Genomic DNA, 26,523 nt, shown 5'->3' with positions numbered 1-26,523 from the left:
ACTGATTATAGCGAATTCATAAAACTTATACTCCAAATAATAACGAGTATAAAAGATAAAAAGGCAGTATTTCCTCGCAAGGATTACTGCCTTTTTTGTTGATATATATTCAATTCTGGTCTAATTACCTGTTTTTGCGCTGTTAATAAACGCAGAGAACATTCTTAAAAAATGTAGCTATTATTCTTTAAAAACGCTGATTATAGTTATTAATGGGGCACTTACAATTGACTAGAATTATTACTTATCGATTTATATCTAAAATCCTCTATCCTTCTCTTCACTATAAATGTAAATCAAGTACATTGATTATCTCATCATTATTCTCCGAGCAAAGATACTCGGAGCAAATATCTTCAAAATTTCCAGTTTATCACTATTAAACTGAAATATTGACATTACCTTATGGCTAAGGATACCGGGCTTCAAATAATGCCATATCGATTGCTTGAAGGTGAAAAAGAAGTACATTTTCTAACAGAGCGTTTCGATCGTAGTGGCAATGAGAAAGTCCATGTCCAGACTTTGGCCGCACTCAGCCCTTCAGCCAGTTCCTATGAGGGACCATTCAAAACGGCATATAAAATTGGTATCCCTCTGGTAGAACTTCAGTTACTCTTTCGCTCAACAGTAATAAATGCCCCACATTATATCAATCGTCACAGCATGATGATAAACGGAAAGACGCAAGCAATAACCCGCGAAGATTTGTTTAGACTTGCGAAAAGATATAACATCAAGTCTGCGGGATCATCTATAGAAAAGGCTGTTGGCATCGTTAGGAATTACCAATTTTATAGAGAAAAGGCAGGTGTCAGCGATTACTGGATTCATACTATAAAAGAAGAAATCACATCGCGAATAGAGAATCTTTCGCATGAACGGACTTAAAACCATACTTCAACCTCATAGCACTCTATAAAATTGTTCTGAGGAAATGAAAAACCGACTTGACTACTGACCACGAAAAAAGGCTGCCCTTTTTCAAAAGCAGCCTTCTATTCAGTCTAAAATCCCGTGGATTATTCAGCCAATTTACCGTCTGAACCAAGCACGTTGATGATCTTATGCATGTACATCTTTTCCATGTTGTCACGAGCCGGGCCAAGATACTTACGCGGGTCAAACTCAGCCGGTTTTTCTGCGAATACCTTACGGATAGCAGCAGTCATAGCCAGACGAGAGTCTGAGTCGATGTTGATCTTGCAAACTGCAGACTTAGCAGCCTTACGCAGTTCTTCTTCAGGAATACCGATAGCAGCTTCCAGCTTGCCACCAAACTTGTTGATAGTTTCAACTTCTTCCTGAGGAACTGAAGAAGATCCGTGCAGTACGATGGGGAATCCTGGCAGTTTCTCCATTACAGCGTCCAATACTTCGAATGCCAAAGGAGGAGGTACCAAACGACCAGTCTTCGGATCTACGTGGCATTGTTCGGGTTTGAACTTGTATGCACCGTGAGAAGTACCGATAGAAATAGCCAAAGAGTCACAACCTGTGCGAGTAGCAAAGTCGATTACTTCTTCAGGGTCAGTATAAGTATGATGTTCAGCAGAAACTTCGTCTTCTACACCAGCCAATACACCAAGTTCGCCTTCTACAGTTACATCAAATTGATGAGCGTAGTCAACTACCTTCTTCGTCAAAGCAACGTTTTCTTCGTAAGGCAGGTGAGAACCGTCGATCATAACTGAAGAGAAACCCATATCGATACAAGACTTGCAAGTTTCGAATGTATCTCCGTGGTCGAGGTGAAGAACGATTTCAGGGTGTTTGCAACCCAGTTCCTTTGCATATTCTACAGCACCTTCTGCCATGTAACGCAACAATGTCTGGTTAGCATATTGACGGGCACCTTTAGATACTTGGAGGATTACCGGAGATTTGGTTTCAACAGCAGCCTTTACAATAGCCTGCAACTGTTCCATATTATTAAAGTTGAAAGCCGGGATAGCATATCCACCTTTAATAGCTTTCGCAAACATTTCTCTTGTGTTTACGAGCCCTAAATCTTTGTAATTAATCATTTTGTTTAAAGTTTATTGTTAGTGAATAAAAATTCTACGCAAAAGTAAGCATTATCCTTTAAATGGAAGAACAGGTTGGGAATAAATTATCGTATTATCCCCATTGAAACAATTCTATTTTAAAGCTATTGGATGATTTTAACAGAATATTGTAATCTCTATGTTACAAACTCTTTTCATCTGTAGCCTTCATCAGCCTCTTCTGCATACCTTTATATAGATAACAAAAAAACCGGAAAGCAAGTTTAGCTTCCCGGTCTTCGTTTACACATTATTATATATTACTTTTTCAAATAAATGATAGTGGGTAAATGGTCGCTGTAGCCATTCAACCAAACACGTCCGCCGTGCGTGCGCAAGGGAGAACCTTTGTACTTGCCATCCTGCTGAAAAAGGTATTCACGGATAAAGACTTCATTATGATCGTACTTCAAACCTTTCTTGGCTTTCAGCAAAGGACGGGAGACTACAATCTGGTCGAACAAGTTCCACTTGCCACGATAGAGCAATGTTCCCACACCTTTATCTTCAAGGGTTTCCCACCAGGGATTATAGAATTCGCCCTTCTTCACCTGTTTTGCATGCTTGCGTGCGCCCAGTGTAGCCATGCTTTCGTCCATGGGATCGTCGTTCATATCTCCCATGACTATCAGTTTCAGTTTCTTGTCCGTACGCATCAGGGAGTCTGTCAATGCCCGTACCTGCTTGGCTGCATGTACACGTACCGGAGACTTAGCTCCACGGGAAGGCCAGTGATTGACGATGAAACAAACGCGTTCGCCTGCCATCTGCCCGTCTACAATAAGGAAACCACGCGTCAGGTGCACAGTGTCCCCCTCAAAAGGAGTGGAAAGCACCAGTTTGGAATTGGTAACGGTGAATTGTTCCGGATCATAAAGTAAAGCGCAATCAATGCCTCGTTTATCCGGACCTTCGTAATGCACGAATTTATAGTTGGATATAGCCGGCTGGCTTACCAAATCTGTCAGTACCCGGTTGTTCTCAGCTTCGGCTACACCGATAACGGCGGGTCCTTCAGGTACGCGGTCGTGCGATACTTCATTCAGAACTTTGGCAAGGTTCTTCAACTTGGCCTCATACTTCTCAGCCGTCCATGCATAACTGCCGGAAGGCAAAAATTCAAGGTCGTTTTTACCTGCATCATGAATCGTATCAAACAGGTTCTCAAGATTATAAAACGCAACACTATACAGATCCCGTTCATTCTGCTGGGCACCTGCCGTAGTGACGCAGAGCCATAGGGAAATTAAGAAAAGTAGCTTCTTCATGCTGAATATAAATTAAAATACTATGCAAAAATCTGAAATAAAAAGCGATAAACCTATTTTTTGAGGGAACTTTTTTCTAAATCGGAGAAATACACTGCCTTTAAACAAAGGTAGACTGCACCTTAAGCAAAAATAAATCTGAATTTATTTTGTATTATCTGCGACTTGCACTATCTTTGCGCTCTGAAAAATAAGACCATTACACTATTTATTACCAAAATAGTAACCGAATATAATAATTAAAAAAACAAATATTGAAATGAAAAAAGGTATTCATCCTGAAAATTACCGTCCGGTAGTATTCAAAGATATGTCTAATGGTGACATGTTCTTGTCTCGTTCAACCGTAAATACGAAAGAAACCATCGAGTTTGAAGGTGAAACTTATCCGTTGGTAAAGATGGAAATCTCTAACACTTCTCACCCGTTCTATACTGGTAAATCTACATTGGTGGATACAGCTGGTCGCGTTGATAAGTTTATGAGCCGCTACGGTGATCGTAAGAAGAAATAAAATTGACTTCTTTTGAAGTTAAAAAAGGGAAGACTTCGTGAAAGTCTTCCCTTTTTTATTATAGGAAATTCCCTATCACTTTGTAGGGAAAAGAACGGGAAAGAGAGAAAACTCTTTCCTATTTTTGTATCAGCAATTTTGATTACAAGTCAATTATACAAACCATAAACGGATCCATATGAAACGTCTTATCACTTTCGTTATCCTCGCCGTCCTCCTCTCCACGGCAGGATTTGCTGCCAGACAGAAAGACTTGAGCGGCCCGATTGCCATAAAAGGCGAACTACAAGAACAGTATGAGGATTTTCCTCCCGGCACTCCCGTAGTGATCCGCAAGGTAGTGAAAATGAAATCGGCAGACCAGGCAGGTCCCGACATTTTCTATGCAACCGAAATCAACGGTATACAATTCGCAATACCTTCTTCTGCTCTGAAAACCATTAAACTCTCACCTCCCGAAACCAATCAGGAGTTTTGGCAGCAAACTTATCTGAAACAACATCTGTATGAGTATTTCAGCGAACGCGGATATAACTCTAAGTTGCGCAAGGAAGTGGACGAAGAATGTCGGGATTACCTGTACAAGCTGGAAGAGATCGGTTATGAGGATGATTTCATCACTTCATATGTACAGAATATCTTTGCTAAACTGACTGCCACCGGCATAGATTCCAACCGCAGCGAACGGTTGAATGTACGCGTCATCCAGTCGCCCGAACCGGATGCTTACATGCTGCCCAACGGCACAATGCTGATTAGTACCGGTCTGCTTTGCACACTTGATTCGGAAGATGAACTTGCCGCCATTATTGCCAATGAGATGTCTCATTTTGTGCTGGACCATCAGGTTAATAACATCTACCGTGCTGAACGCCGTGCCAAGCGGGCAGCTTTTTGGGGAACGGTTCTTGCCGTCACTGCCGAAGTAGCCCTAGAAGTGGCATACTGGGATGACGATGATACAGCTTTAGGTGTAGGCGCTGTTGCCAGCATCGGAAGCGTTGCCGCCCTGCTGAATGTAAATGTAGTGAATCGCCTGGGAATGAATTACAAGAATAACCAGGAATACGCAGCCGACCGGGTTGCACGTGAGTTATTGGAATTCAAAGGGATGAATCCCGATGGATTGGCGTCTGCACTTTCCAAAGTCATCGGATACTATAATATACAGCAACGCGGTCATAAGTTGCTTCGCTACGGCAGCATCGACAACCTGAAAAAGCGAATAGACAAAGCCGGTGAGGCAGAAAATCAAATCAGTCATCCTTATCTCAAAGCAACATCGGATGTAGTGACTTTCAACGCAGCCATGAATATGGCAGACCAACGGTATGAAGAAGCCGGAAGATTAATACAGAAGAATATCAATAATAATCTGGCCACCGACCATGATTACGTTATCTTAGCAAAATCACAGATGGCGCTTTACAACACAGAAGAGGTAAACGAAGAATGTGCCACCCTGCTTTGGAAAGCCAAAGAACTAGCAGGAGACAGTCCAAATCTTGACATATATAAACAGGAGATTCTATTGCTAATGCGCATGAATAAACAGGCTAAAGCCGCCAGCACATTGAAGGAATATCTGGGATTACTTTCCCGGTATCAGGAACAAGGGATGCAAGGAGAAGAGGAAGAATGGACAAGCAAAGAAATAGCCTGGGCCAATCAATTATTAGATAAGATCAACAGATTATAAAGGAAAGAGTATTATAAAGTCTTTTTCACCACAGATTACACGGATTTACACAGATTAAATTATCAATATAAATATCTGTGTAAATCCGTGTAATCTGTGGTGAAAAAGACTCCTCTTATTTACGGAATGGCGGACGAACCACTACCGCTTTCAGTTTGCGTCCACGCATATCAATGCAAATCTCCGTACCGATCTTACTATATTCCGGTTTTACATAGCCCATACCGATACCAATCTTACGAGTAGGCGACATAGTGCCTGAAGTTACTACTCCGATAGCTTCACCCTCTGTATTGAACAATTCATATCCATGACGGGGAATTCCACGCTCCACCATTTCAAAACCGACCAACTTACGGACAGTACCTTCCGCTTTCTGCTTTTCAAGCATCGGGCGATTGATAAAGTTCTTACCTTCAACAAACTTGGTAATCCACCCCAAACCGGCTTCAATAGGTGATGTCGTATCATCCAGATCATTGCCATACAGGCAGAAGCCCATTTCCAGACGAAGCGTATCGCGTGCACCCAAGCCAATCGGCTTGATGCCAAATTCTTCACCTGCCTCAAACACGGCATTCCAAATCTTCATGGCAGCTTCGGGATAGAAGTAAAGCTCAAAACCTCCTGCACCGGTATAGCCGGTATTGGAAATAATCACATCTTTCTCACCGGCAAACTCACCATGCGTAAAGGTGTAATACGGCAGTTCCGACAAGTTTATACTCGTCAGTTTCTGCAAAGCAAGAATGGCTTTCGGTCCCTGTACGGCAAGTTGAGCCATGTGGTCGGAAGCATTTTCCAATTCAGCACCTTCGGTATTGTGCGAAACGCACCAGTTCCAGTCTTTTTCTATATTCGAAGCATTCACTACCAGCAGGTATTTCTCCGGTTCATAATGATAAACCAGCAAGTCATCTACGATACCGCCTTCTTCGTTGGGAAAACAGGTATATTGCACCTTGCCCGGAGTCAGGGCAGCTACATTATTGGAAGTCACTTTCTGAAGAAAAGCTAACGCATTGGGGCCTTTCACCCAGAATTCTCCCATGTGGGAAACGTCGAATACCCCCACAGCGTTACAAACTGTGAGATGTTCATCAATGATACCGGAATATTCTATCGGCATATTATATCCCGCAAACTCATGCATCTTAGCACCCAACGAGATATGTTTTTCTGTAAACGGAGTGGTTTTCATGTCTTAAGGTATTAAATTATTTTATAGCAACAAGTTCGGCAATCTTCACGATGACCTTCATCGCTTTCTCCATATTCTGGATAGGAGCGAATTCATATCGTCCATGGAAGTTCAGACCACCTGCAAAGATATTGGGGCAAGGCAAACCTTTGAAAGAAAGCTGTGCGCCATCCGTACCACCACGGATAGGTTTCACATTCGGTTTCACACCTACAGCCTCCATTGCGGCAAAAGCCGTATCAATGATATGCATTACCGGTTCAATCTTCTCACGCATATTATAGTATTGGTCACGGAGTTCAAGTGTTGCTGTACCTTCACCATATTCGGCATTGATTTCACTGATAAAGCGTTCTATTTTCTTCTTGCGGCTCTCGAAACGTGCACGGTCATGATCACGGATAATATAGGCCACTGTAGTCTGCTCTACATCGCCGTTGAAACTGATGAGATGGTAGAAGCCTTCGTAACCTTCAGTATGTTCGGGTGTTTCATGAGCAGGCAACATCGCACAGAAACGGTTGGCCACACGAATTGAATTAACCATCTTATTCTTGGCATAACCCGGATGCACATTGCGACCTTTGAAGGTGATTTTAGCAGATGCCGCATTGAAGTTTTCAAACTCCAACTCTCCTACTTCACCGCCATCCATTGTGTAGGCCCAGTCGCAACCAAACTTCTCCACATCGAATTTATGTGCGCCCAATCCTATTTCCTCATCCGGATTGAAACCAATACGAATCTTGCCATGCTTGATTTCAGGATGTTCTTTCAGGTACACTATCGCAGAAACGATTTCGGCAATACCTGCTTTATCATCTGCCCCCAACAATGTCTTGCCATTGGTAACGATCAGGTCTTCCCCTTTATGATCCAGCAGTTCGGGGAACTGAGACGGAGAAAGAACTACATTCTCTTCTGCACAAAGCACGATGTCCGAACCGTCATAGTTTTGAACAATACGGGGAGATACATCTTTGCCACTCATATCGGGACTGGTGTCCATGTGGGCAATAAAACCAATAGTAGGTACCGGCTTATCGATATTTGCCGGAAGTGTGGCAAACAAATAGCCATGCTCATCCAGCGTTATGTCTTCCAAACCTAAAGACTCTAATTCTTCTTTCAGATATTTGGCAAATACCATTTGCCCCGGAGTACTTGGAGTCACCTCTGTCTCTTCACTGGACTGGGTGTCGAAGCTTACATACTTCAAAAAACGTTCTACTAAAGCCATATTATTTATGATTTATGATTTATGATCGAGAACATGAACTACCAATTATCTATCAACAGTAGTCAATAGTTCTGCCGTAAAGGTAGAAAAAGGGGCGTGAACTGCCAAGCAATTCACGCCCCTTTTTACAAAATGTTAGTATTTGGAGTTACTCAAAAGCAACTGCTACCATCAAAACAATGTGTACAAACCTTACATTTCGGCAATCCGATGGACTCGATGAGAGTTTCCAGGGTATTAAACTTCAAAGTTGTAAGGCCAAAACGCTCGGCAATAATGCTGACCATCTTCTCATATTCCGGAGAACCGGTAGTGGCATATTTCTCCAGATTCTTATCCGCATCTCCTTCCAGTTCTGCAATAATACGGCGTGTAATCAATTCCAACGGACTCTTGGAAGCCGTGAAACCTACAAACGGACAAGCATAAATCAACGGTGGACAAGCAATGCGGATATGTACTTCTTTGGCACCATATTCATACAATACCTTCACATTATCCCGTAATTGCGTACCCCGTACTATGGAGTCGTCACAGAACAATAAGCGCTTACCTTCCAGCATGGCACGGTTCGGTATCAGCTTCATCTTCGCCACCAATGAGCGCATCTCCTGCTTACTGGGAGTGAAACTGCGCGGCCATGTCGGTGTATATTTAGAAATGGCACGATGATAAGGAACCCCTTTCCCTTCGGCATAACCCAAAGCCATACCTACACCGGAATCAGGAATACCGCAAGCACAATCTACTTCAGAATCATCGCTCTGTCCCATCTTCAAACCACTGGTAAAACGTACTTCCTCTACATTGCGACCTTCATAGCAAGAAGTAGGAAAACCGTAATATACCCACAGGAAAGAACAAATCTGCATCTTTTCCTCCGGCTTCCGAAGTTGTTCCACTCCATCGGCAGTCATACGAACAATCTCTCCCGGACCGAGATAGCGGTCTATTTCATAATCCAGATTCGGGAAACTGCTTGACTCACTGGTTGCAGCGTATGCCCCTTCTTTCCGGCCGATTACAATCGGAGTGCGTCCCCACTTGTCACGAGCCGCAATGATACTGCCATCTTCTGATAACAGCAGCATAGAGCAAGAACCTTTGACACGGCGGTAAACATTTTCTATACCTTCTACAAAAGTTTTTCCTTGTATGATGAGTAGTGAGATAAGCTCGGTTTGATTGGTATTGCCTGAACTCAGTTCGGCGAAGTGCATATTTTGGGAAAGTAGTTCTGCTTCTATTTCTTCCAGATTCACAATTTTAGCTACTGTTACAATGGCGAAGCGTCCGAGGTGGGAGTTAATGATGATGGGTTGCGGATCTGTGTCGCTGATGATTCCTATTCCGACATTTCCTTTAAACTTATCCAGTTCGTCTTCAAACTTGGTTCGGAAATAAGTGCTCTCCAAGTTATGAATGGATCGGGCAAACATACCCTCTTCTGCATCATACGTGGCAAGTCCGCCCCGCTTAGTTCCTAAATGTGAATTATAATCTGTACCGTAAAATAAATCCGTCACACAGCTCGCTTTGGAGACTGTCCCGAAAAATCCTCCCATAAATCCTATTATTTATTATTGATTTTAGTATTGACGGGCACAAAGGTACAAAGAAGTTTCTTCTCCACATTACTTTCCAACGAGACAAATTCTAAAAAAACTTATTTTTATGCAGGTTTCCGAACAGCAAAAGGAACGTTTTGTTTAATTCGCAGATAAAAGAAACCAGGTTGAAAAGAACAAAAAGGAGGCTGAACTCAAAAAAACTATTTTGAGACAGCCCCCAACCTAATGCCTGATAAGAACTTCTTTCTACCCTAATTTTAAGGATTTTCTCAATCCGAAACTATTTCTTATCTCCATTTTTTCACAGCCTTCTTATCTGCCGGAGTAGCTTCAATCAAACTAAGAGCGAAACCACCGCTACGTGCCAGTTTCACAGACATCTTAGTCTTATTGGTTACAATACCTTTCTTTATCTGATAAGAGGTTGGATTCTCTTTGTAATCGGCATCCTTACCATCTGCATAGAGAGTAGCAACATATTGCTTACCCGGTTCCAGGAAGTCCAAAGTAAAGCTGGAAGTACGTGCATTTTCGTCAGTGATGCCACCTACAAACCAGTTGTTCGTGCCTTTAGCCTTGCGGGCTGCCGTAATATAATCACCCGGTTCTGCTTCCAGATACTTACTATCATCCCAATCCACAGCTACATCTTTGATGAACTGGAAAGCATCCATATGCTTCTCATAATTCTCAACTAAATCGGCAGCCATCTGCAACGGACTGTATAATGTTACATAAAGAGCCAACTGCTTACAGAGAGTAGTCTGCACCTGTCCATGAGGCAGGTCACCCATAAATTCCAATTTCGTATCAAAGATACCCGGAGTATAATCCATCGGACCGCCAATCAGACGATTAAACGGAAGTAAAGTAGTGTGGAACGGTTTACTGCCACCGAAAGCCTCATATTCCGTACCACGAGCAGACTCGTTACCAATCAGGTTAGGATAAGTACGGCAAAGTCCGGTAGGACGCACAGCTTCGTGAGCATTTACACAGATCTTATAATCAGCAGCTTTAGTCACAGCATAGAGATAGTGGTTGTTCATCCACTGACCATAGTGATGTTCACCGCGAGGAATCATATTGCCTACATAGCCACTCTTTACTGCATTGTAACCGTTGTCTACCATAAACTGGTAAGCTTTATCCATATGACGCTCATAATTGCGTACGGAAGCAGAAGTTTCATGATGCATCATCAATTTCACACCTTTGCTCTTAGCATATTCGTTCAACATCTTTACATCAAAGTCAGGATACGGAGTTACAAAATCAAACACATAATCTTTGGAGTGACCGAACCAATCTTCCCATCCTTCGTTCCAGCCTTCTACCAGTACTTGATCAAGTCCATTTTCAGCAGCAAAGTCTATATAACGTTTTACGTTCTCATTGGTAGCACCATGACGTCCGTTAGGTTTAGTTTTAGTATAATCCGTTTCGCCCAATTTTACGGAAGGCAAATCATCGGTATAAGCCCAAGTGCTTTTACCGGCAATCATCTCCCACCATACACCTACATATTTCACCGGCTTAATCCAGGAAACATCTTCGTAAGCACAAGGTTCATTCAGATTCAGCGTCAGCTTAGAATTCAGGATATCACGGGCATCATCACTTACGATAACCGTACGCCATGGAGATTTGCAGGGAGCTTGCAGATATCCTTTATCCCCTTTTGCATCAGGAGTCAACCAAGATTCGAATACGAAGTTCTTATCATCCAGATTAAGATGCATACAAGAATAATCGACCAAGGCAGCCTCATGCAAGTTAATATAAAGACCATCGGCAGTTTTCATCTGCAAGGAAGTTTGTACACCTGTCGGAGAAAAAGTAGTCTGTGAAGAGTTAGGAGTAATGGCACCTTTCATCAAGCCACGGATTTCAGAAAGTTTAGATTCTGTATAATCATACTCCTGAGTATCATAATCACCAGGTATCCAGAAAGCAGTGTGGTCGCCTGCCATGGCAAACTGGGTATGCTCTTCCTTGATAACGAAGTAATTCAGATTCTTAGATAAAGGAAATTCGTAACGGAAACCCAGCCCATCATCAAAAAGGCGGAAACGGATGATCATATTACGGTCCTGCGCCTTCTGATTCAGTGTTACAACCATTTCATTATAATGATTGCGGATTTGCTTCACTTCACCCCACACGGGTTTCCAGGTTTCATCAAATGCGGAAGTTTTTGTATCCGCCAGCGTGAAGCCGTTCATCAAGCCGGGGTCGTTCTTTAGTTCCAGTCCTAACTTGGAGGGGTTAATCACTGCCTTTCCTTTATAAGAAAGTTCGTAGACTGGTTCGCCTTGGGCGTTCACTGAAAAGTTCAGTTGGAGCTGTCCGTTCGGAGAAGTAATGCTCTCTGCCTTCATCGCGCCGCTCACGAATAAAAGGAGCAGGGAAAAGGCCAGTTTTGTAAAAGTTGCTTTCATGTTTCTCATGCTATAGAGTTTTTAATATAGATATTCCGAACACAAATATAAGGAGTAAACAGGTAAGAGCGGAAGTTAATGGATAAAAAGGTGAATGATTCATTAACAAACGTTTGCATGAAATTGGTGTGCGATGAATAAGAAGTTAAAACTCCGGGGGAATTAGAGGAGTTACTTACTAACTCCTGCTAATCCTCCCTGAGTAAGAATAAAGGTTATCCCAAAGGATCATCGACGATGCCACCATCACCGCCCGAAGGCTTGGAGCCGCCATTATTGTCAGTGTCTCCACCGTCTGTATAGTCCGTGTCCGGCATCACCATTCGGGTAATGCTCATATTCCCCAGCATCTGGCTGAAGTTCTTTCCCGGGCAAAAGAGAATACGCTTGCGGACAATGTTGCTTGCCGTAACTCCCTCCTGTGTATTTGCCGACTTGCCGACAAATGAAGGGCGAAAACGTCCGAAGTCTCCCAGTACAACCGTCTTTCCGTCATCAATCTCTTCGGACATGATGTCTACCAAGCCCACGGCTACCAAATCGACAATCTTGCGGTGGATGCCCAAAATGCGGCTCACCTTTGTGCACAACTTATCAAAATCCAACTCGCCTGCTCCCACGGATTTGGCGACATACTTTTCGGTTTTAGTCTTGTCAAAACCGAAAACGCGTTTAGCTACTACATATTGAAGTCCCATAATTTTTAATGTTTTAAATGATTAATATAATAAAGGTGAAGAGCCGAAGCTCCCCTCTCCTTCAAGAACCGGAAATCCATCGCGAGGCCTCAACGAACGGGCTGCCGTTTTCTTGAATTCGACGTTGCAAAGTTAGGGTGGGAAGTCTGCAAATGCAAGAAAACATCATCTACAACCAATCATATTAAATCATTCATAAACAAGCACTTGCAAAAGTATAGTCTCTACAAGCAAAAAAGAGAGTATCTACAGAAAAGAGAAGAGAAAGGAGGCAATCTCTACAAGAGAGGTAGCTAAACAACTGATTATCAATAATGGGGATTTTCAGTATCTCTACAATATACGCAAAAGGGAGTTTTTAATCATTAATCCCCCTTTTGCAGAATATCCGAAGCCGAAGTTACTCATGTTACGGCTAATACGAACAAGCCGTGCGGACATGTTCAAAGTTGAGCTGACTCAAATCGCTCTTTTTGATGAACAAATAGACAAAGCCACAGTCTCCAAAATAGATTGGAGAGGCGGAGCCGTTATCCGTTTTTTGGCAAGCTTCAAAGATTCGTATCAAGGGCATGTATTCATTCTTCTCCTTTTCAGAGAAAGTTTTTTCCTGTGCGCAGATTTTCTGCCAACCATAATAGGCATCTCCAGCGACGACCCCCGCGAAGTCCTCCCTGTAGAAATTTTCCTTCTCCACAAGCATACAAGCGTCATCATAAGTTGCCCACAGACGGTTCACCATCTCTCGTCCCGTCAGAGACTCCAAATCTAAAAGCCCGGGAAAGTCGTATCCGTTCTTCCAATTTAATGCTCGCTCCTCGATGTAAAGTGGTTGGTTCAAGTGTGCAGATGGCAATACGGGAGCCAATCGAGACAGCGGGACATCACAATACAAGACGCGCGCAAAAGGATCCTTCAAAAAGACCTCATCTTCGTAGATGTACGAAGATGTCATATCTAAAAATACATAGAGCATCCCTTTCCTCGGTATAAGCCATTCTTCAGCCGAGTTATACGGAATTTCAGCGCAATTAATCTGACAGATAAAGCTCAATGGCTTTCCTTCATGGCAAGGCCAAGTCTTATCTTCGGGCAAATACGGGTAACCGCCCACTTTGGAACAACCCGGCTCGGGCTTTACATCCCGAGGGATGAACATATAGGCGGCCTGCTTGCAAAATGGCTTTACCCAGCGCACGAAGGTGTCCACATCAGAGATACGCGTCTTTTTGAAGTGGGTTGCAATCAGATTGAAAATCCGGTTCTTCAAAGCCGGGTTGTCCTGATAGTACACATAATAATTATAGGTGTTGCCACTGTATCTGCCTAAATTCCGTCCCTTTACAATCTGCACATATCCGGCATAGAAGTACACTTCGCCTATCTCCTCCCACCATGCCGTCTTGCTATATTTGCCCGAAGGCATGAGCAGGCCTAACCCTTCTTCCGAAACCATAGTGCGCACCTGCTGCTTCCTCGATTTATAGTAGCCCACAAGCAACAGGCAGAAGAGGACAGCCCCGAACAGGAACGCCATAACAAGATACATCCGGCCGTAAACAAAACTATGGTTGACGAAACAGAAAGCCGAAAAGCCAAGTACGAATAGCCAAAGCAGATTAATGCTTTTGAAATTAAGCAATCGGATTTTCAAGAAGCGGAACAGATTGTCCGGCACAGTCGACCCCAATGCCTCACCGCCTGCGTCAGAAGTGGGTTGAAGTTCCTTCTGCGCCCGAAGAATAGAAACAACACGATAGGCTGTATAAAGCAACAGCACAATTCCAATAACAAGGTTCAATACTAAAGTTCTGTCCATAATTTGCCCTTATATTAAGAAAAGAAATAGTTACACATAATACATCCGTCCCACCCTTTAGTAAAAAGCCTTTGGATTTTTACTAAATTCACGACTGAAAATTAGTAAAAATCTACCGGAAAATTAGTAAAAATCCAATAAGGTTTTAGTAAAAAACAGTCACCCCGTCCATAAAGGCTTCTGACGGCACTTTTAGAATCAGGAAACAACAGTATCCTTTTGCAGGCAATGATAAAAAAAACGATAAAAATGCAAAAACAAACCAGAATCAATCTATCTTCATTACCTTTGCAGCACTCAACAAAAAATTCAATATGACCAAAATACTAATAGCCATATTCCTTGGTGGAGGCACCGGAAGCGTGCTGCGCTATTTCGTGCAAGTGGCCTTGCATGAACGGATAACTTCTTACTGCTTCCCGTGGGCTACATTCATCGTCAACATTCTCGGCAGTTTCCTCATCGGACTGTTTTATGCCCTCTCCGCCCGCTTCAACCTATCTACCGAAATACGGTTGTTACTGACCGTCGGCCTGTGTGGCGGGTTCACCACATTCTCCACCTTCAGCAACGACGGGATGATTCTCATCAAGCAAGGGTTCTACGGGATGTTTTTCCTATACACCTTATTAAGCGTTGCTTTAGGCCTCATCGCCACCCTTACCGGTGGAGCCTTCGGACGCTACCTGTAACGGGATCCGAACCGAACGACCGAACATTTTACGCATTTCTGTTGTTATAAGCATAGTTTCAATTAAAAAATTAAATGAACATGAAAATAGAAAAGATTATCGGACGTGAAATACTCGATTCAAGAGGAAACCCCACAGTGGAAGTAGATGTAATGTTAGAATCAGGCTTTATGGGTCGTGCTTCCGTTCCTTCCGGAGCTTCTACCGGAGAACACGAGGCATTGGAACTCCGTGACGGCGACAAAGGACGTTATGGAGGTAAAGGTGTGTTGAAAGCTGTAGAAAACATCAACGATATTATCGCTCCGAAACTTGTCGGAATGTCAGCCCTCGACCAGATGGGTATCGACCATACCATGTTGGCATTGGATGGAACAAAAACAAAATCAAATCTGGGTGCCAATGCTATTCTTGGCGTATCACTCGCCGTAGCCAAAGCTGCAGCAGCCTATCTCGATATACCTCTGTACCGCTACATCGGTGGTACCAATACATACGTAATGCCTGTACCGATGATGAATATCATTAACGGTGGTTCGCACAGTGACGCTCCTATCGCTTTCCAGGAATTCATGATACGCCCTGTGGGTGCAACTTCTTTCCGTGAAGGTCTGCGCATGGGTGCTGAAGTATTCCACGCATTGAAGAAAGTATTAAAAGACCGGGGCCTGAGTACTGCCGTAGGTGACGAAGGTGGTTTCGCACCGAATCTGGAAGGTACGGAAGACGCTCTGAACAGCATTATCGCTGCTATTAAAGCAGCCGGATATGAACCGGGCAAAGATGTCATGATCGCCATGGACTGTGCTTCCTCCGAATTTTACAAAGACGGCATCTACGACTATACCAAGTTCGAAGGTACAAAAGGCAAGAAACGTACAGCCGATGAACAGATTGACTATCTGGAACAACTCATCAACCAATTCCCTATCGACTCTATCGAGGACGGTATGAGTGAAAATGACTGGGAAGGCTGGAAGAAACTGACCGATCGTATCGGTAACCGCTGCCAACTCGTGGGTGATGACCTCTTCGTTACTAACGTCGACTTCCTGGCTATGGGTATTGAAAAAGGTTGTGCAAACTCTATCCTGATCAAAGTAAATCAAATCGGCTCTCTAACCGAAACATTGAATGCCATTGAAATGGCTCACCGCCACGGATATACGACTGTAACCTCCCATCGTTCCGGCGAAACGGAAGATGCTACGATTGCCGACATTGCCGTTGCTACCAATAGCGGGCAAATTAAGACCGGTTCGTTGAGCCGTTCAGACCGTATGGCAAAATACAACCAGTTACTCCGCATTGAAGAAGAACTGGGTGCTAATGCTGTTTACGGCTACAAGCGTATCAAATAAATTGCAAGAGGGGCGAACCAAAACTAAGGTCTGCCCCTCCTCTTCTTTAACCTTAAAATCACCAATCAATCTACCACCTTAAAGGACCTACTACAGCAACTGGTTTCAGAAACTATCGGTTGAACAACTCAAAAGTGAATTTGCAACCTATCTCCTTAAATTTCCAGTTGGCAAAGCTGCCAAAGACTCCGAAATCAAAAATATTGGTACCGATGCCATAGCCAACCTCAACATAAGGATTCAGATGCGGAACAACCAAAGCATTCAGATAAAGGCGCTCATTGAGTACATGCTGTGTATACTTCACCAAATGGCGCAACATCAGGAAAGGAGATTCGTATGTCAAATGCCCACGAAGGTATTTACGGGAGGAGTTGTACCACCGCCCGTCAAGCAGCTGGAATACTCCCCCAATTTCATCATTCCATCCTACAGGAAGATTCGAACGGGTAAAGTTAGCAAAATCCACAAAGTATATATCTTTTTGATTGGTAAAAGCGCCCCATCCAAAGCGGAGATAAAAATCACGCATCAATCCCAAAGGAATGGAGTGCTGAATATCTACTTCGACACGCTCATAGGTACCGGTACTCTTAAAAACCCCATTGATGCCCCGCTCCCAGTCCACTGAAATACTGGGATATTTGGAATGTAAGTTCACTTTGCGATCACCATTCATATAATAGTATTGCCCGGGAGTCCACGTCAGACGGACACGCGGAGCAAAACTATTGTATGAATGACGCATTTTCTCTGTCCAATCAGGATAAACTTCTGAAGAGGGCACACTTCTTGAAGCCGACTTGGTGGATACATACATTGAGCGATTGGCTTCCGTACGCTTATGCATGGAGAAACCAACATCCAGTGACAAGCCATTTACAATTTCCCAACTATGGCGCACCTGCAAGTATAAGTCATTAAAGTAATCCAGTTGCACCTGATCAAAATCAAAAACACTATCCGGAATATTTTTCAATTCATCCAACATCCTACTACTATAGATGCGGTGACCATTACCTACGCTGATATGAAGAGCTGCACGCTTGCGTGGCCAGTAATCAAAATCCGACTTTACAGACCAATAAAACTCATTATACTTGAAGTTATAACCCAATCTGGGAACGAGACGCAACAGACGGTCGCCCGTAAAAATACGGTTGTACTTAAATTCCTGCCGATAAGAAAAACCATTCTTCCCGCTATAACTCAGCAAGAAGGGATTGATAAGCGGTGAACAGCGGACACTTCCCAATTTCGAAAGGTCCACCGTATAACGGCTGATAAGTGCATCACCTATCTGCCCCCAGAATTCCAGATTCTTATTTTTGGGTTTCTTATATCGATATGAAGTATCACGGCTCAAAAAGAAATCCTTATATAAATCCTGTTCATGTTCAGTCAACGGAATCGGACGTATGCTCTCGAAATAAGAACTATCTTTCCTGTAGCTATTCGTATCACTGCGTAATGTATAGGATTCCGACAAATCATACTTGCTTTTCAATCTCTTTCGCTCCAACTGTGAAGGGTCTTTCTGAATAATGGTTTTATAATCAAGAGCAGCAATATAATTAGCATCAACCACATTGCCCAAAAAGCGGAAAGTAGCATCCACATCATAATGTACAGGCAAGAACTCATCCGACTCACCCACATCCCCCATACGTATCATATTGTCGAAACGCAACATTTCAGAACGTCCGCTAAAATGCATCTCACGTACACTCCATACATTCTCGCTGACCACCATGTGCCCGCTCACCAACTGAAAACTCTTGCTTTTCGGCTTGAAACTAATCTTATATCGCAAATCATGCACTTTACCCATTACGGAATCGACATGATAAGAATAATATTTCATTGCATTTGGAGCCAGAGGCGAAAGGAGCTTATCATACAATAAGGTAGAAGCATAGACATTAACATGAAAATATTCTGGCAACCTGCCATCCAGCTCCCAAAACTCAGAAGAAGTGCCGACACTCGCTTTTACCTTCTGATCATAAATGTCGGGAGCAGTAAAATGCAAGTCACTATAAGTCTCCATCATATATTCCCTCACTCCTTTCCGGATACGGAACATGGTAGGAATAAAGCGCAAAATATGATTTTTCTTGCGAAGATTCACTTTTCCCTTAATATAAAGATCAGCTCTATAGTCGTCGATAATACTTTCATAAAAAGGGGCAAAGAAGATGACCTTCTTCATAATAGAGTCCGCAGAAAGTAATTTCGCATTGTAAGGGTCAGGGACAAAAGATGCGTGCACTTTCGGACAAGCTGAAAGCAAAAGACATAGCAAGGTTCCTATACAAAAGACATGTTTCAACGATAATACCTCCAAATATATAGGGACAAATATAGAAAAAAAGGTTGTAAAACGAAGGAATAGCCATTTTTTTAATATATACCAAATACATACCAAGCCCGTACCAGATCTGGCTCCAATACAGCATTGATACTCCCAAGAGTAGAAACAGCAAGTATCACAATTTGCACTTTTTGCAATACAAGCAACTCTTTTCAGGGGGTATCTGCAAGAAAAATTGCATTATTTTCAAGAATACCCCCTAAAAAATAGGGGTACTTCCAGAAAAAACATATAATTTTGCACCCAACAATCAACAAAAGGAAGACAAGTATGTCAAAAATGAGATTCTACGCCTTGCAAGAGCTCGCCAACCGGCGCCCTCTTGAAGTTACTACCCCTTCGAACAAATTATCCGATTATTACGGAAGTCATGTGTTTGACCGCAAAAAAATGCAGGAGTACTTACCCCGGGAAGCTTACAAAGCTGTGACAGACGCCATAGAAAAAGGTACCCCTATCAGCCGCGAGATAGCCGACCTGATAGCAAACGGTATGAAGAGTTGGGCAAAATCCTTGAATGTCACTCATTACACTCACTGGTTCCAGCCACTGACGGATGGTACTGCCGAGAAACATGACGGTTTTATCGAATTTGGAGAAAATTCAAATGTAATCGAACGTTTTTCCGGCAAATTACTGATCCAGCAGGAACCGGACGCTTCTTCTTTCCCTAACGGAGGCATACGTAATACGTTTGAAGCTCGCGGATATACCGCTTGGGATGTCTCTTCACCCGCTTTCGTTGTAGATACCACATTGTGTATTCCCACAATCTTTATCTCTTATACCGGTGAAGCACTGGACTATAAGACCCCATTACTGAAAGCACTGGGTGCTGTGGACAAGGCTGCCACGGAAGTATGCCAGTTATTCGATAAGAATGTAACCCGTGTATTCACGAATCTGGGATGGGAACAGGAATATTTCCTGGTAGATTCCGCCCTATACAATGCCCGTCCCGATCTTTGCCTGACCGGACGCACGCTTATGGGACATTCGTCTGCAAAAGACCAACAGTTGGAAGACCACTATTTCGGTTCTATCCCCCCGCGGGTAACAGCTTTCATGAAAGAACTGGAAATAGAATGCCACAAACTTGGAATTCCGGCAAAAACACGCCATAACGAAGTTGCCCCCAACCAATTTGAATTGGCTCCAATCTTTGAGAACGCCAACCTTGCCAATGATCATAATCAGTTGGTAATGGACCTGATGAAGCGTATTGCCCGTAAACATAACTTTGCCGTGTTGCTGCATGAGAAGCCTTACAGTGGTGTTAACGGTTCAGGAAAACACAATAACTGGTCACTCTGTACCGATACCGGAATCAACCTTTTCGCTCCCGGTAAGAATCCAAAAGGAAACATGCTTTTCCTCACCTTCCTGGTGAACGTATTAATGATGGTTTATAAAAACCAGAATTTACTGCGTGCTTCTATAATGAGTGCAGGCAACAGTCACCGCTTAGGTGCCAATGAAGCACCGCCCGCTATTTTATCCATATTCCTGGGCAGGCAATTATCTGCCACTCTGGATGATATAGTACGTCAGGTAGGAGACGATAAAATGACTGCCGAAGAAAAAACAACTCTTAAATTGGGAATCGGACGTATTCCAGAGATTCTCCTCGACACGACAGACCGTAACCGTACTTCTCCGTTTGCTTTCACCGGCAATCGTTTTGAGTTCCGTGCAGCCGGTTCTTCATCCAACTGCGCAGCTGCCATGATTGCTATCAATGCTGCCATGGCTAACCAGTTGAATGAATTCAAAGCATCCATCGACAAACTGATGGAAGAAGGAATTGGTAAAGATGAAGCCATTTTCCGCATCCTGAAAGAGACTATCATCGCTTCCGAAGCTATCCGTTTCGAAGGAGACGGCTACTCTGACCAATGGAAAGAAGAAGCTGCCCGCCGCGGACTGACTAATATTTGCCATGTACCCGAAGCTCTGATGCACTATATGGACAACCAATCCCGTTCAGTATTGATTGGCGAACGTATCTTTAATGAAACGGAACTCGCCTGTCGCCTGGAAGTAGAATTGGAAAAATACACCATGAAAGTGCAAATTGAGAGCCGCGTATTAGGAGACCTAGCCATCAATCACATTGTTCCCATAGCAGTCAGCTACCAGAACCGCCTGCTGGAGAACCTACTCGGTCTTAAAGAAATCTTCTCTCCTGAAGAATACGAAGTACTAAGTGCCGATCGTAAAGAACTGATACGGGAAATTTCCAAGCGTGTAACTTCTATCAAAGTCCTTGTACGCGAAATGACCGAAGCCCGTAAAGTGGCCAATCACATGGATAGCTACAAAGATAAGGCTTTTGCCTACGAAGAAAATGTACGTCCGTATCTGGAAAAGATACGTGATCATATCGATCACCTTGAAATGGAGGTTGACGACGAGATTTGGCCGTTGCCGAAATACAGGGAATTGCTATTCACTAAATAAGTAACGAGTTACAAGCTACGAGCTACCAATGACACACCCTCAGCTATCATGCCGAAAGGTACTTGTCACTGGTAGCTTGTAGCTCGTTACTTAATTTAGCTGCTTGGCCGCCAAATTATCATTTTCCTGTCTTCAGACTGCATCTTTTCGTGTCTTTTGTGCAATATTTAATTTTTTCTTTTTACATTTGTGCTGTATAACACAGTTTTGCAGCAGTTATGGTAAAAATGAATTTGTCAGACGTGAATGTTCCGGAGCTGATAGCCGATATGTGGGAGCCCCTGAATGAAGAGCAGCGGGAATTTCTCGCGAACCATTTTACGCTCCAGAATTATAAGAAAAATGAGGTCATTCACTGCGAAGGTGAGACCCCGAAATACCTTATGTGTCTCTTGAACGGAAAGGTCAAGATTTATAAGGATGGTGTTGGCGGCAGAAGCCAGATTATCCGCATGATTAAGCCTGTAGAATATTTCGGTTATCGCGCCTATTTTGCCAAAGAAGACTATGTTACTGCTGCTGCTGCTTTCGAACCCTCTCTTATTTGCCTGATACCAATGAGCGCTATCACAACACTGGTTTCACAAAACAATGATCTTGCCATGTTCTTCATCAAGCAGTTGTCCATCGATCTGGGAATTGCCGACGAACGTACTGTCAACCTGACACAGAAGCATATTCGTGGAAGATTAGCTGAATCGCTTCTTTTCCTCAAAGAAAGTTATGGATTGGAAGAAGACGGTTCTACCCTCAGTATTTATCTGTCACGCGAAGATCTGGCAAACCTGTCTAATATGACAACTTCTAACGCTATCCGTACTTTATCACAATTCGCTACCGAACGCCTGATCACGATTGACGGACGAAAAATAAAGATCATCGATGAGGAAAAACTAAAGAAGATAAGTAAAATAGGATAAAGGATAGTGATTGTCTTCCCCCTAAAGGCTATTATTTTTTTCCTCTTCCCTATTTTACCCTATTTATAAACTTAACACACATAAATGCCATGAAAAAAGGATTGAGTGCTTTGCTATTAGCAAGCCTGCTGTGTGCCTCCTCCGGCTGTCAGCAAAATCAAAAAGAGGTAGTGAACGAGTATAACATCGTTCCGATGCCCAATCAAATGACTCCTCAAGAGGGACGTTTTCAGCTGAGTAATAAAGTATCTATCGCCACTGCCGGTTGCATTCCGGAAGTACAAGCCATTGCAGACAGCCTGATCGCCCGTATCCGGTTGACCTCCGGTATCTCTTTGCAAAGTAATCCGCAAGAAAATCCGGAACAACCTGATATACGTTTCGTTACGGAAGATGGAATGCCAAAAGAAGGATACAAGCTTTCTATCACTCCAAATGAAATCACCCTTTCAGCATCCCATCCCAACGGTTTCTTTTATGGAGTACAGACTATATACCAACTGTTGCCGCCTGCTGTTTATGGAGAAACAATAGTGAAACGTGCTAATTGGTCTCTGCCCGCTGTCGAAATAGAAGATTCTCCCCGTTTTCCTTACCGTGGTTTGATGCTGGATGTATGCCGCCACTTCTCCACCACCGATTATATTTATAAATTCATCGATATGCTTGCCATGCATAAGATGAATACTTTCCACTTCCACCTGACAGATGACCAGGGCTGGCGAATAGAAATCAAGAAATACCCGAAACTACAGGAAGTAGGTTCAAAACGGAAAGAGACACTGATAGACTACTACTATGTAAACTGGCCGCAAATCTTCGATGGAAAAGAACATGGCGGATACTATACCCAAGAGGAAATCAAAGATATAGTAGCCTATGCAGCAAGTAAGTATATCACTGTCATTCCCGAAATAGAAATGCCGGGACATGCCATTGCAGCCCTTGCCTCCTACCCTGAACTGTCTTGCAGACCGGATATGACATACGAAGTAACCGGCACATGGGGTGTGTTCGAAGAAGTCTTCTGTCCCAAAGAAGAAACATTCCAATTCCTGGAAGGTGTATTGGATGAAGTTATTGAATTATTCCCCAGTTCATATATTCATATTGGCGGTGACGAATGCCCCAAGGATGCCTGGATGAAATGCGCACATTGCCAAGGATTAATCCAAAAGTTAGGTCTGAAAGACGACACCACTCCGAATGCCATTGACGGTAAGAAGCATACGAAAGAAGAAAAGCTGCAAAGTTACTTCATCACCCGTATGGAAAAATACCTCAACAGTAAAGGACGAAATATCATAGGCTGGGATGAAATCCTGGAAGGCGGACTGGCTCCCAATGCAACAGTCATGTCCTGGCGCGGTGTAGAAGGCGGTATCACAGCTGCCAAAGCCGGGCATGATGCAATTATGACTCCGAGTCCGTACGCTTATCTGGACCAGTACCAAGAGGAACCGGAAACTGCACCGACTACTATCGGTGGATATAATACACTCAAGAAAACATATAGTTATAATCCTGTCCCCGATGATGCGGAAGAATTAATAAAGAAACATATTATCGGTGTGCAAGGCAATATCTGGAACGAATATATGCAGAATGACGAACGCCGTGACTACCAAGCGTTCCCCCGTGCCATAGCCTTGGCTGAAACTGGCTGGACGCAAAACAGCAGAAAAAACTGGAACAGTTTCCGGAACCGCATGATAGAAGATTTCGAACGTATGGACGTTATTAATGTGAAAGCTTGCCGTAATTTCTTTGATGTAAACATCAACACTCATGTATACGACGGAACATTGAAAGCTGTACTGGAAACATTCTATCCGGATGCTGAAATCAGATACACAACGGACGGAAGTGTGCCGACTGCCAAATCCGAACTTTACACACAACCCTTTATTTGGGAAGGCAATATAGACTTACAGGCAGCTGCCTTCAAAGATGGTAAGATGCTGGGAAAAGTAAACGGTAAAAAACTGTATGCAAACCTGATAAGCGGAAAACGATACACTACCACTCCTCATTGGGGCTGGATGAGTGGCGATATCTTCGGAGAAAACGATGTATTGGGCACAGATAGCACTACCTTGGGATTGACCAATGGGAAACGAGGTAATATCGCTTCTTTCACACCGTGGGTAGCTTTTAAGCTGAACGAGAAAAACAACAATGAACTCGTATTCTCTGTAGATATGGAGAAACCGGTCACTATCAGTAAGGTCGTTTTCGGTACACTTTATAATCCTGCTTTCCGTGTTCTGCCTGCAAGTGCAGCCCGCGTAGAGGTATCAACTGACGGTAAGGAATTCAAGGAAATAGCTCAGGCATCCTACACTCGCGAATATCCGGAGCATGGCAGAAAAATGTTCACCGACACGCTGGAATGTACGCCTACCGAAGCACGTTACATCAAAGTGACATTGAAGAGCGGTGGAACATTGCGTAATGGTATCGACTGCCGTAAAGACTCACCAGAAGATATTATTCCTTCAGACTTATATGTAGATGAGATAGAAGTATATTAAAAGAGAAAAGCTCTGGATTGCAAGACAATCCGGAGCTTTTCTCTTTTAATATGAAGAATTTAGATCAAGCATTTGGATGAAAGATATCTTTCCGCTTCAAGTGCCGCCTTACAACCGCTACCCGCTGCCGTAATAGCCTGACGATAATGTGGATCAGCAATATCACCGGCCGCAAACACACCCGGCACTTTCGTACGAGGACTGTCGCCTTCTGTAATGATATAACCTGTTTCATCCGTATCCAGATACGCCTTGAAGATATCCGAATTCGGCTGATGACCGATAGCCAGGAAGAATCCATCGATAGCCAGGTCATAACGTTCTTCATCCGATTCACCGATACGTTTCACCAGATGAACACCTTCTACACCGTTCTCTCCAAACAAACCTACGGCATTATGTTCAAACAGTACATCGATATTTTCATGCTTCATCACACGCTCTTGCATGATCTTAGAAGCACGTAAGAAAGGTTTTCTCACAATCAGATAAACCTTCTTAGCCAGTCCGGCAAGGTATACAGCCTCTTCACAAGCCGTATCACCACCACCCACTACTGCCACCACCTTTTTGCGGTAGAAGAAGCCGTCACAAGTAGCACAAGCGCTGACACCCATACCGGCATATTTCTTTTCATCATCCAGTCCCAGATATTTAGCGGTAGCACCCGTAGCGATAATCAACGTATCTGTTTCAATCACTTTTTCTTCATCAATCGTCACTTTATATGGAGCTGCACTCAGGTCAGAAGCAGTTGCAATACCGAAACGCAGGTCTGCACCGAAACGTTCTGCCTGCTTGCGCAAGTCATCCATCAATTGTTGACCACTGACTCCTTCCGGGTAACCGGGAAAGTTCTCCACATCTGTAGTAGTTGTCAACTGACCACCCGGTTGCAATCCTTCATAAAGTACCGGAGAAAGGTTGGCACGCCCTGCATAAATAGCTGCAGTATAACCGGCCGGACCAGAACCTATAATCAGACATTTTACTTTTTCTGTTTCCATCATATCATTTTATATTAATAATTCATCTTAAATCAATCACTTCGGCAGTCGGATACGCCTTCTTGTCAAAAGTGAAAAGATTATCGTTGTAAGATTCTCTCGTTTTATAAGATGTAATGCGGATAGCTACGCTATTCCCACCCTTCTGAGTCATACTGATACACAGAGGTTGAAGAGTATCTTTTGTCACATAGATAATAACACACTGCAAATCCTGTTTTCTGTTAGAAGCTGTCAGTATCACTTCATAAGCAGGTTTACCCCCATAAGTATCAGCTTTACCCAACTTCATGTGATACCCTTGTTTATAAATGGACAATAAGGCATAAGGGTTAATGCTTTGCAACTCTTCAGGAGTAGGTTCGGAGATATTCACTTCGTCACTGTTAGTAAGATAACTCCATTGCGTACGACCGTCAAACCAGGTCTTCACGCCATCTGCATCCAACAGGAACTTTTCTCCTTTCAAACGGATAACCCCTGTAGAACTTCCTTGCAAGATACTTTTAGCATACGTCTGAACCGTAAAATCAGCCTGAATACCTCCCGCCTGACGGAAGGCAGTAGCTGTACGATCCAATATATCTTGAGCATCCAATTTCTGTGCCGAAAGCGGTAATGCCAGACCGAACAGGCAGATACAGATTAAAAGAACATTCTTCATCATTAGTTTAAC

Annotated in this window: 19 protein-coding genes; 8 read left to right on the top strand and 11 right to left on the bottom strand. The window is 43.3% G+C overall.

Annotated elements, in window-relative coordinates; genetic code table 11:
• Positions 1–405 precede the first annotated feature (405 nt).
• Positions 406–891 carry a hypothetical protein gene (locus tag BWI44_RS00305; protein WP_195208127.1) on the top strand — a complete coding sequence of 162 codons (486 nt, stop codon included), beginning with the start codon at positions 406–408 and terminating at the stop codon, positions 889–891.
• 131 nt (positions 892–1,022) lie between these two features.
• On the opposite strand, the gene BWI44_RS00300 is transcribed toward BWI44_RS00305, so the two are convergent.
• On the bottom strand, positions 1,023–2,027 hold the full coding sequence (locus BWI44_RS00300; protein WP_007212863.1) for a class II fructose-bisphosphate aldolase: 1,005 nt from the start codon (positions 2,025–2,027) through the stop codon (positions 1,023–1,025).
• Positions 2,028–2,308: 281 nt separating this feature from the next.
• The gene (locus BWI44_RS00295) at positions 2,309–3,316 is read right to left on the bottom strand and encodes an endonuclease/exonuclease/phosphatase family protein (RefSeq protein ID WP_195208128.1); all 1,008 of its coding nucleotides are present in this window, start codon (positions 3,314–3,316) and stop codon (positions 2,309–2,311) included.
• Between the two features lie 259 nt (positions 3,317–3,575).
• Here BWI44_RS00295 and BWI44_RS00290 point away from each other — a divergent pair, with 259 nt between their 5' ends.
• Together BWI44_RS00290 and BWI44_RS00285 are read left to right on the top strand one after the other, a co-directional pair.
• Positions 3,576–3,830: a type B 50S ribosomal protein L31 gene (locus tag BWI44_RS00290; RefSeq protein WP_007212861.1), complete on the top strand. Its 255-nt coding sequence runs from the start codon at positions 3,576–3,578 to the stop codon at positions 3,828–3,830.
• Between the two features lie 178 nt (positions 3,831–4,008).
• Positions 4,009–5,529, top strand: a complete 1,521-nt coding sequence (locus BWI44_RS00285; RefSeq protein ID WP_195208129.1) for a M48 family metallopeptidase — start codon at positions 4,009–4,011, stop codon at positions 5,527–5,529.
• 115 nt (positions 5,530–5,644) lie between these two features.
• On the opposite strand, the gene gcvT is transcribed toward BWI44_RS00285, so the two are convergent.
• The 6 genes from gcvT to BWI44_RS00255 form a co-directional block, all read right to left on the bottom strand.
• A complete protein-coding gene (gene gcvT, locus BWI44_RS00280; RefSeq protein ID WP_195208130.1) occupies positions 5,645–6,730 on the bottom strand; it encodes a glycine cleavage system aminomethyltransferase GcvT in 1,086 nt (361 codons plus the stop codon).
• Between the two features lie 16 nt (positions 6,731–6,746).
• Positions 6,747–7,970, bottom strand: coding sequence for a peptidase T (pepT, locus tag BWI44_RS00275; protein WP_115502478.1), 1,224 nt, complete (start codon positions 7,968–7,970; stop codon positions 6,747–6,749).
• Positions 7,971–8,122: 152 nt separating this feature from the next.
• Positions 8,123–9,535 carry an amidophosphoribosyltransferase gene (locus BWI44_RS00270; RefSeq protein ID WP_007666294.1) on the bottom strand — a complete coding sequence of 471 codons (1,413 nt, stop codon included), beginning with the start codon at positions 9,533–9,535 and terminating at the stop codon, positions 8,123–8,125.
• 293 nt (positions 9,536–9,828) lie between these two features.
• A complete protein-coding gene (locus BWI44_RS00265; RefSeq protein WP_118215982.1) occupies positions 9,829–11,991 on the bottom strand; it encodes a glycoside hydrolase family 97 protein in 2,163 nt (720 codons plus the stop codon).
• 206 nt (positions 11,992–12,197) lie between these two features.
• Positions 12,198–12,680 (bottom strand): HU family DNA-binding protein, encoded by a 483-nt coding sequence (locus BWI44_RS00260; protein WP_195208131.1) that lies wholly within the window; start codon positions 12,678–12,680, stop codon positions 12,198–12,200.
• 415 nt (positions 12,681–13,095) lie between these two features.
• Positions 13,096–14,499, bottom strand: a complete 1,404-nt coding sequence (locus BWI44_RS00255) for a DUF1963 domain-containing protein (RefSeq protein WP_044533632.1) — start codon at positions 14,497–14,499, stop codon at positions 13,096–13,098.
• Between the two features lie 314 nt (positions 14,500–14,813).
• Here BWI44_RS00255 and crcB point away from each other — a divergent pair, with 314 nt between their 5' ends.
• Positions 14,814–15,191 (top strand): fluoride efflux transporter CrcB, encoded by a 378-nt coding sequence (crcB, locus tag BWI44_RS00250; protein ID WP_044533633.1) that lies wholly within the window; start codon positions 14,814–14,816, stop codon positions 15,189–15,191.
• Positions 15,192–15,271: 80 nt separating this feature from the next.
• Complete coding sequence (eno, locus tag BWI44_RS00245) at positions 15,272–16,552, top strand: phosphopyruvate hydratase (RefSeq protein ID WP_044533639.1); 1,281 nt, start codon at positions 15,272–15,274, stop codon at positions 16,550–16,552.
• A gap of 112 nt (positions 16,553–16,664) precedes the next feature.
• Here eno and BWI44_RS00240 read toward each other — a convergent pair whose 3' ends face one another.
• The gene (locus BWI44_RS00240) at positions 16,665–18,884 is read right to left on the bottom strand and encodes a DUF5686 family protein (RefSeq protein WP_167507386.1); all 2,220 of its coding nucleotides are present in this window, start codon (positions 18,882–18,884) and stop codon (positions 16,665–16,667) included.
• A gap of 312 nt (positions 18,885–19,196) precedes the next feature.
• Here BWI44_RS00240 and BWI44_RS00235 point away from each other — a divergent pair, with 312 nt between their 5' ends.
• From BWI44_RS00235 to BWI44_RS00225, 3 genes are all read left to right on the top strand, one after another.
• Positions 19,197–21,386 carry a glutamine synthetase III family protein gene (locus tag BWI44_RS00235; protein WP_044533634.1) on the top strand — a complete coding sequence of 730 codons (2,190 nt, stop codon included), beginning with the start codon at positions 19,197–19,199 and terminating at the stop codon, positions 21,384–21,386.
• Positions 21,387–21,604: 218 nt separating this feature from the next.
• Positions 21,605–22,306 carry a Crp/Fnr family transcriptional regulator gene (locus BWI44_RS00230; protein ID WP_007666315.1) on the top strand — a complete coding sequence of 234 codons (702 nt, stop codon included), beginning with the start codon at positions 21,605–21,607 and terminating at the stop codon, positions 22,304–22,306.
• Between the two features lie 89 nt (positions 22,307–22,395).
• Complete coding sequence (locus BWI44_RS00225) at positions 22,396–24,840, top strand: glycoside hydrolase family 20 protein (protein WP_044533635.1); 2,445 nt, start codon at positions 22,396–22,398, stop codon at positions 24,838–24,840.
• A 59-nt stretch (positions 24,841–24,899) separates the two neighbouring features.
• Here BWI44_RS00225 and trxB read toward each other — a convergent pair whose 3' ends face one another.
• Both trxB and lolA1 read right to left on the bottom strand, forming a co-directional pair.
• A complete protein-coding gene (trxB, locus tag BWI44_RS00220; protein ID WP_044533636.1) occupies positions 24,900–25,850 on the bottom strand; it encodes a thioredoxin-disulfide reductase in 951 nt (316 codons plus the stop codon).
• 19 nt (positions 25,851–25,869) lie between these two features.
• Positions 25,870–26,514 carry an outer membrane lipoprotein periplasmic chaperone LolA1 gene (gene lolA1, locus BWI44_RS00215; RefSeq protein ID WP_044533637.1) on the bottom strand — a complete coding sequence of 215 codons (645 nt, stop codon included), beginning with the start codon at positions 26,512–26,514 and terminating at the stop codon, positions 25,870–25,872.
• Positions 26,515–26,523 lie beyond the last annotated feature (9 nt).

The sequence above is a fragment of the Bacteroides sp. Phil13 genome (assembly GCF_001940965.1).
Classification (GTDB): Bacteria; Bacteroidota; Bacteroidia; order Bacteroidales; family Bacteroidaceae; genus Bacteroides; species Bacteroides intestinalis.
The sequence above is the reverse complement of the archived record's forward strand: the minus strand, read 5'-3'. Positions and strand labels throughout refer to the sequence as shown.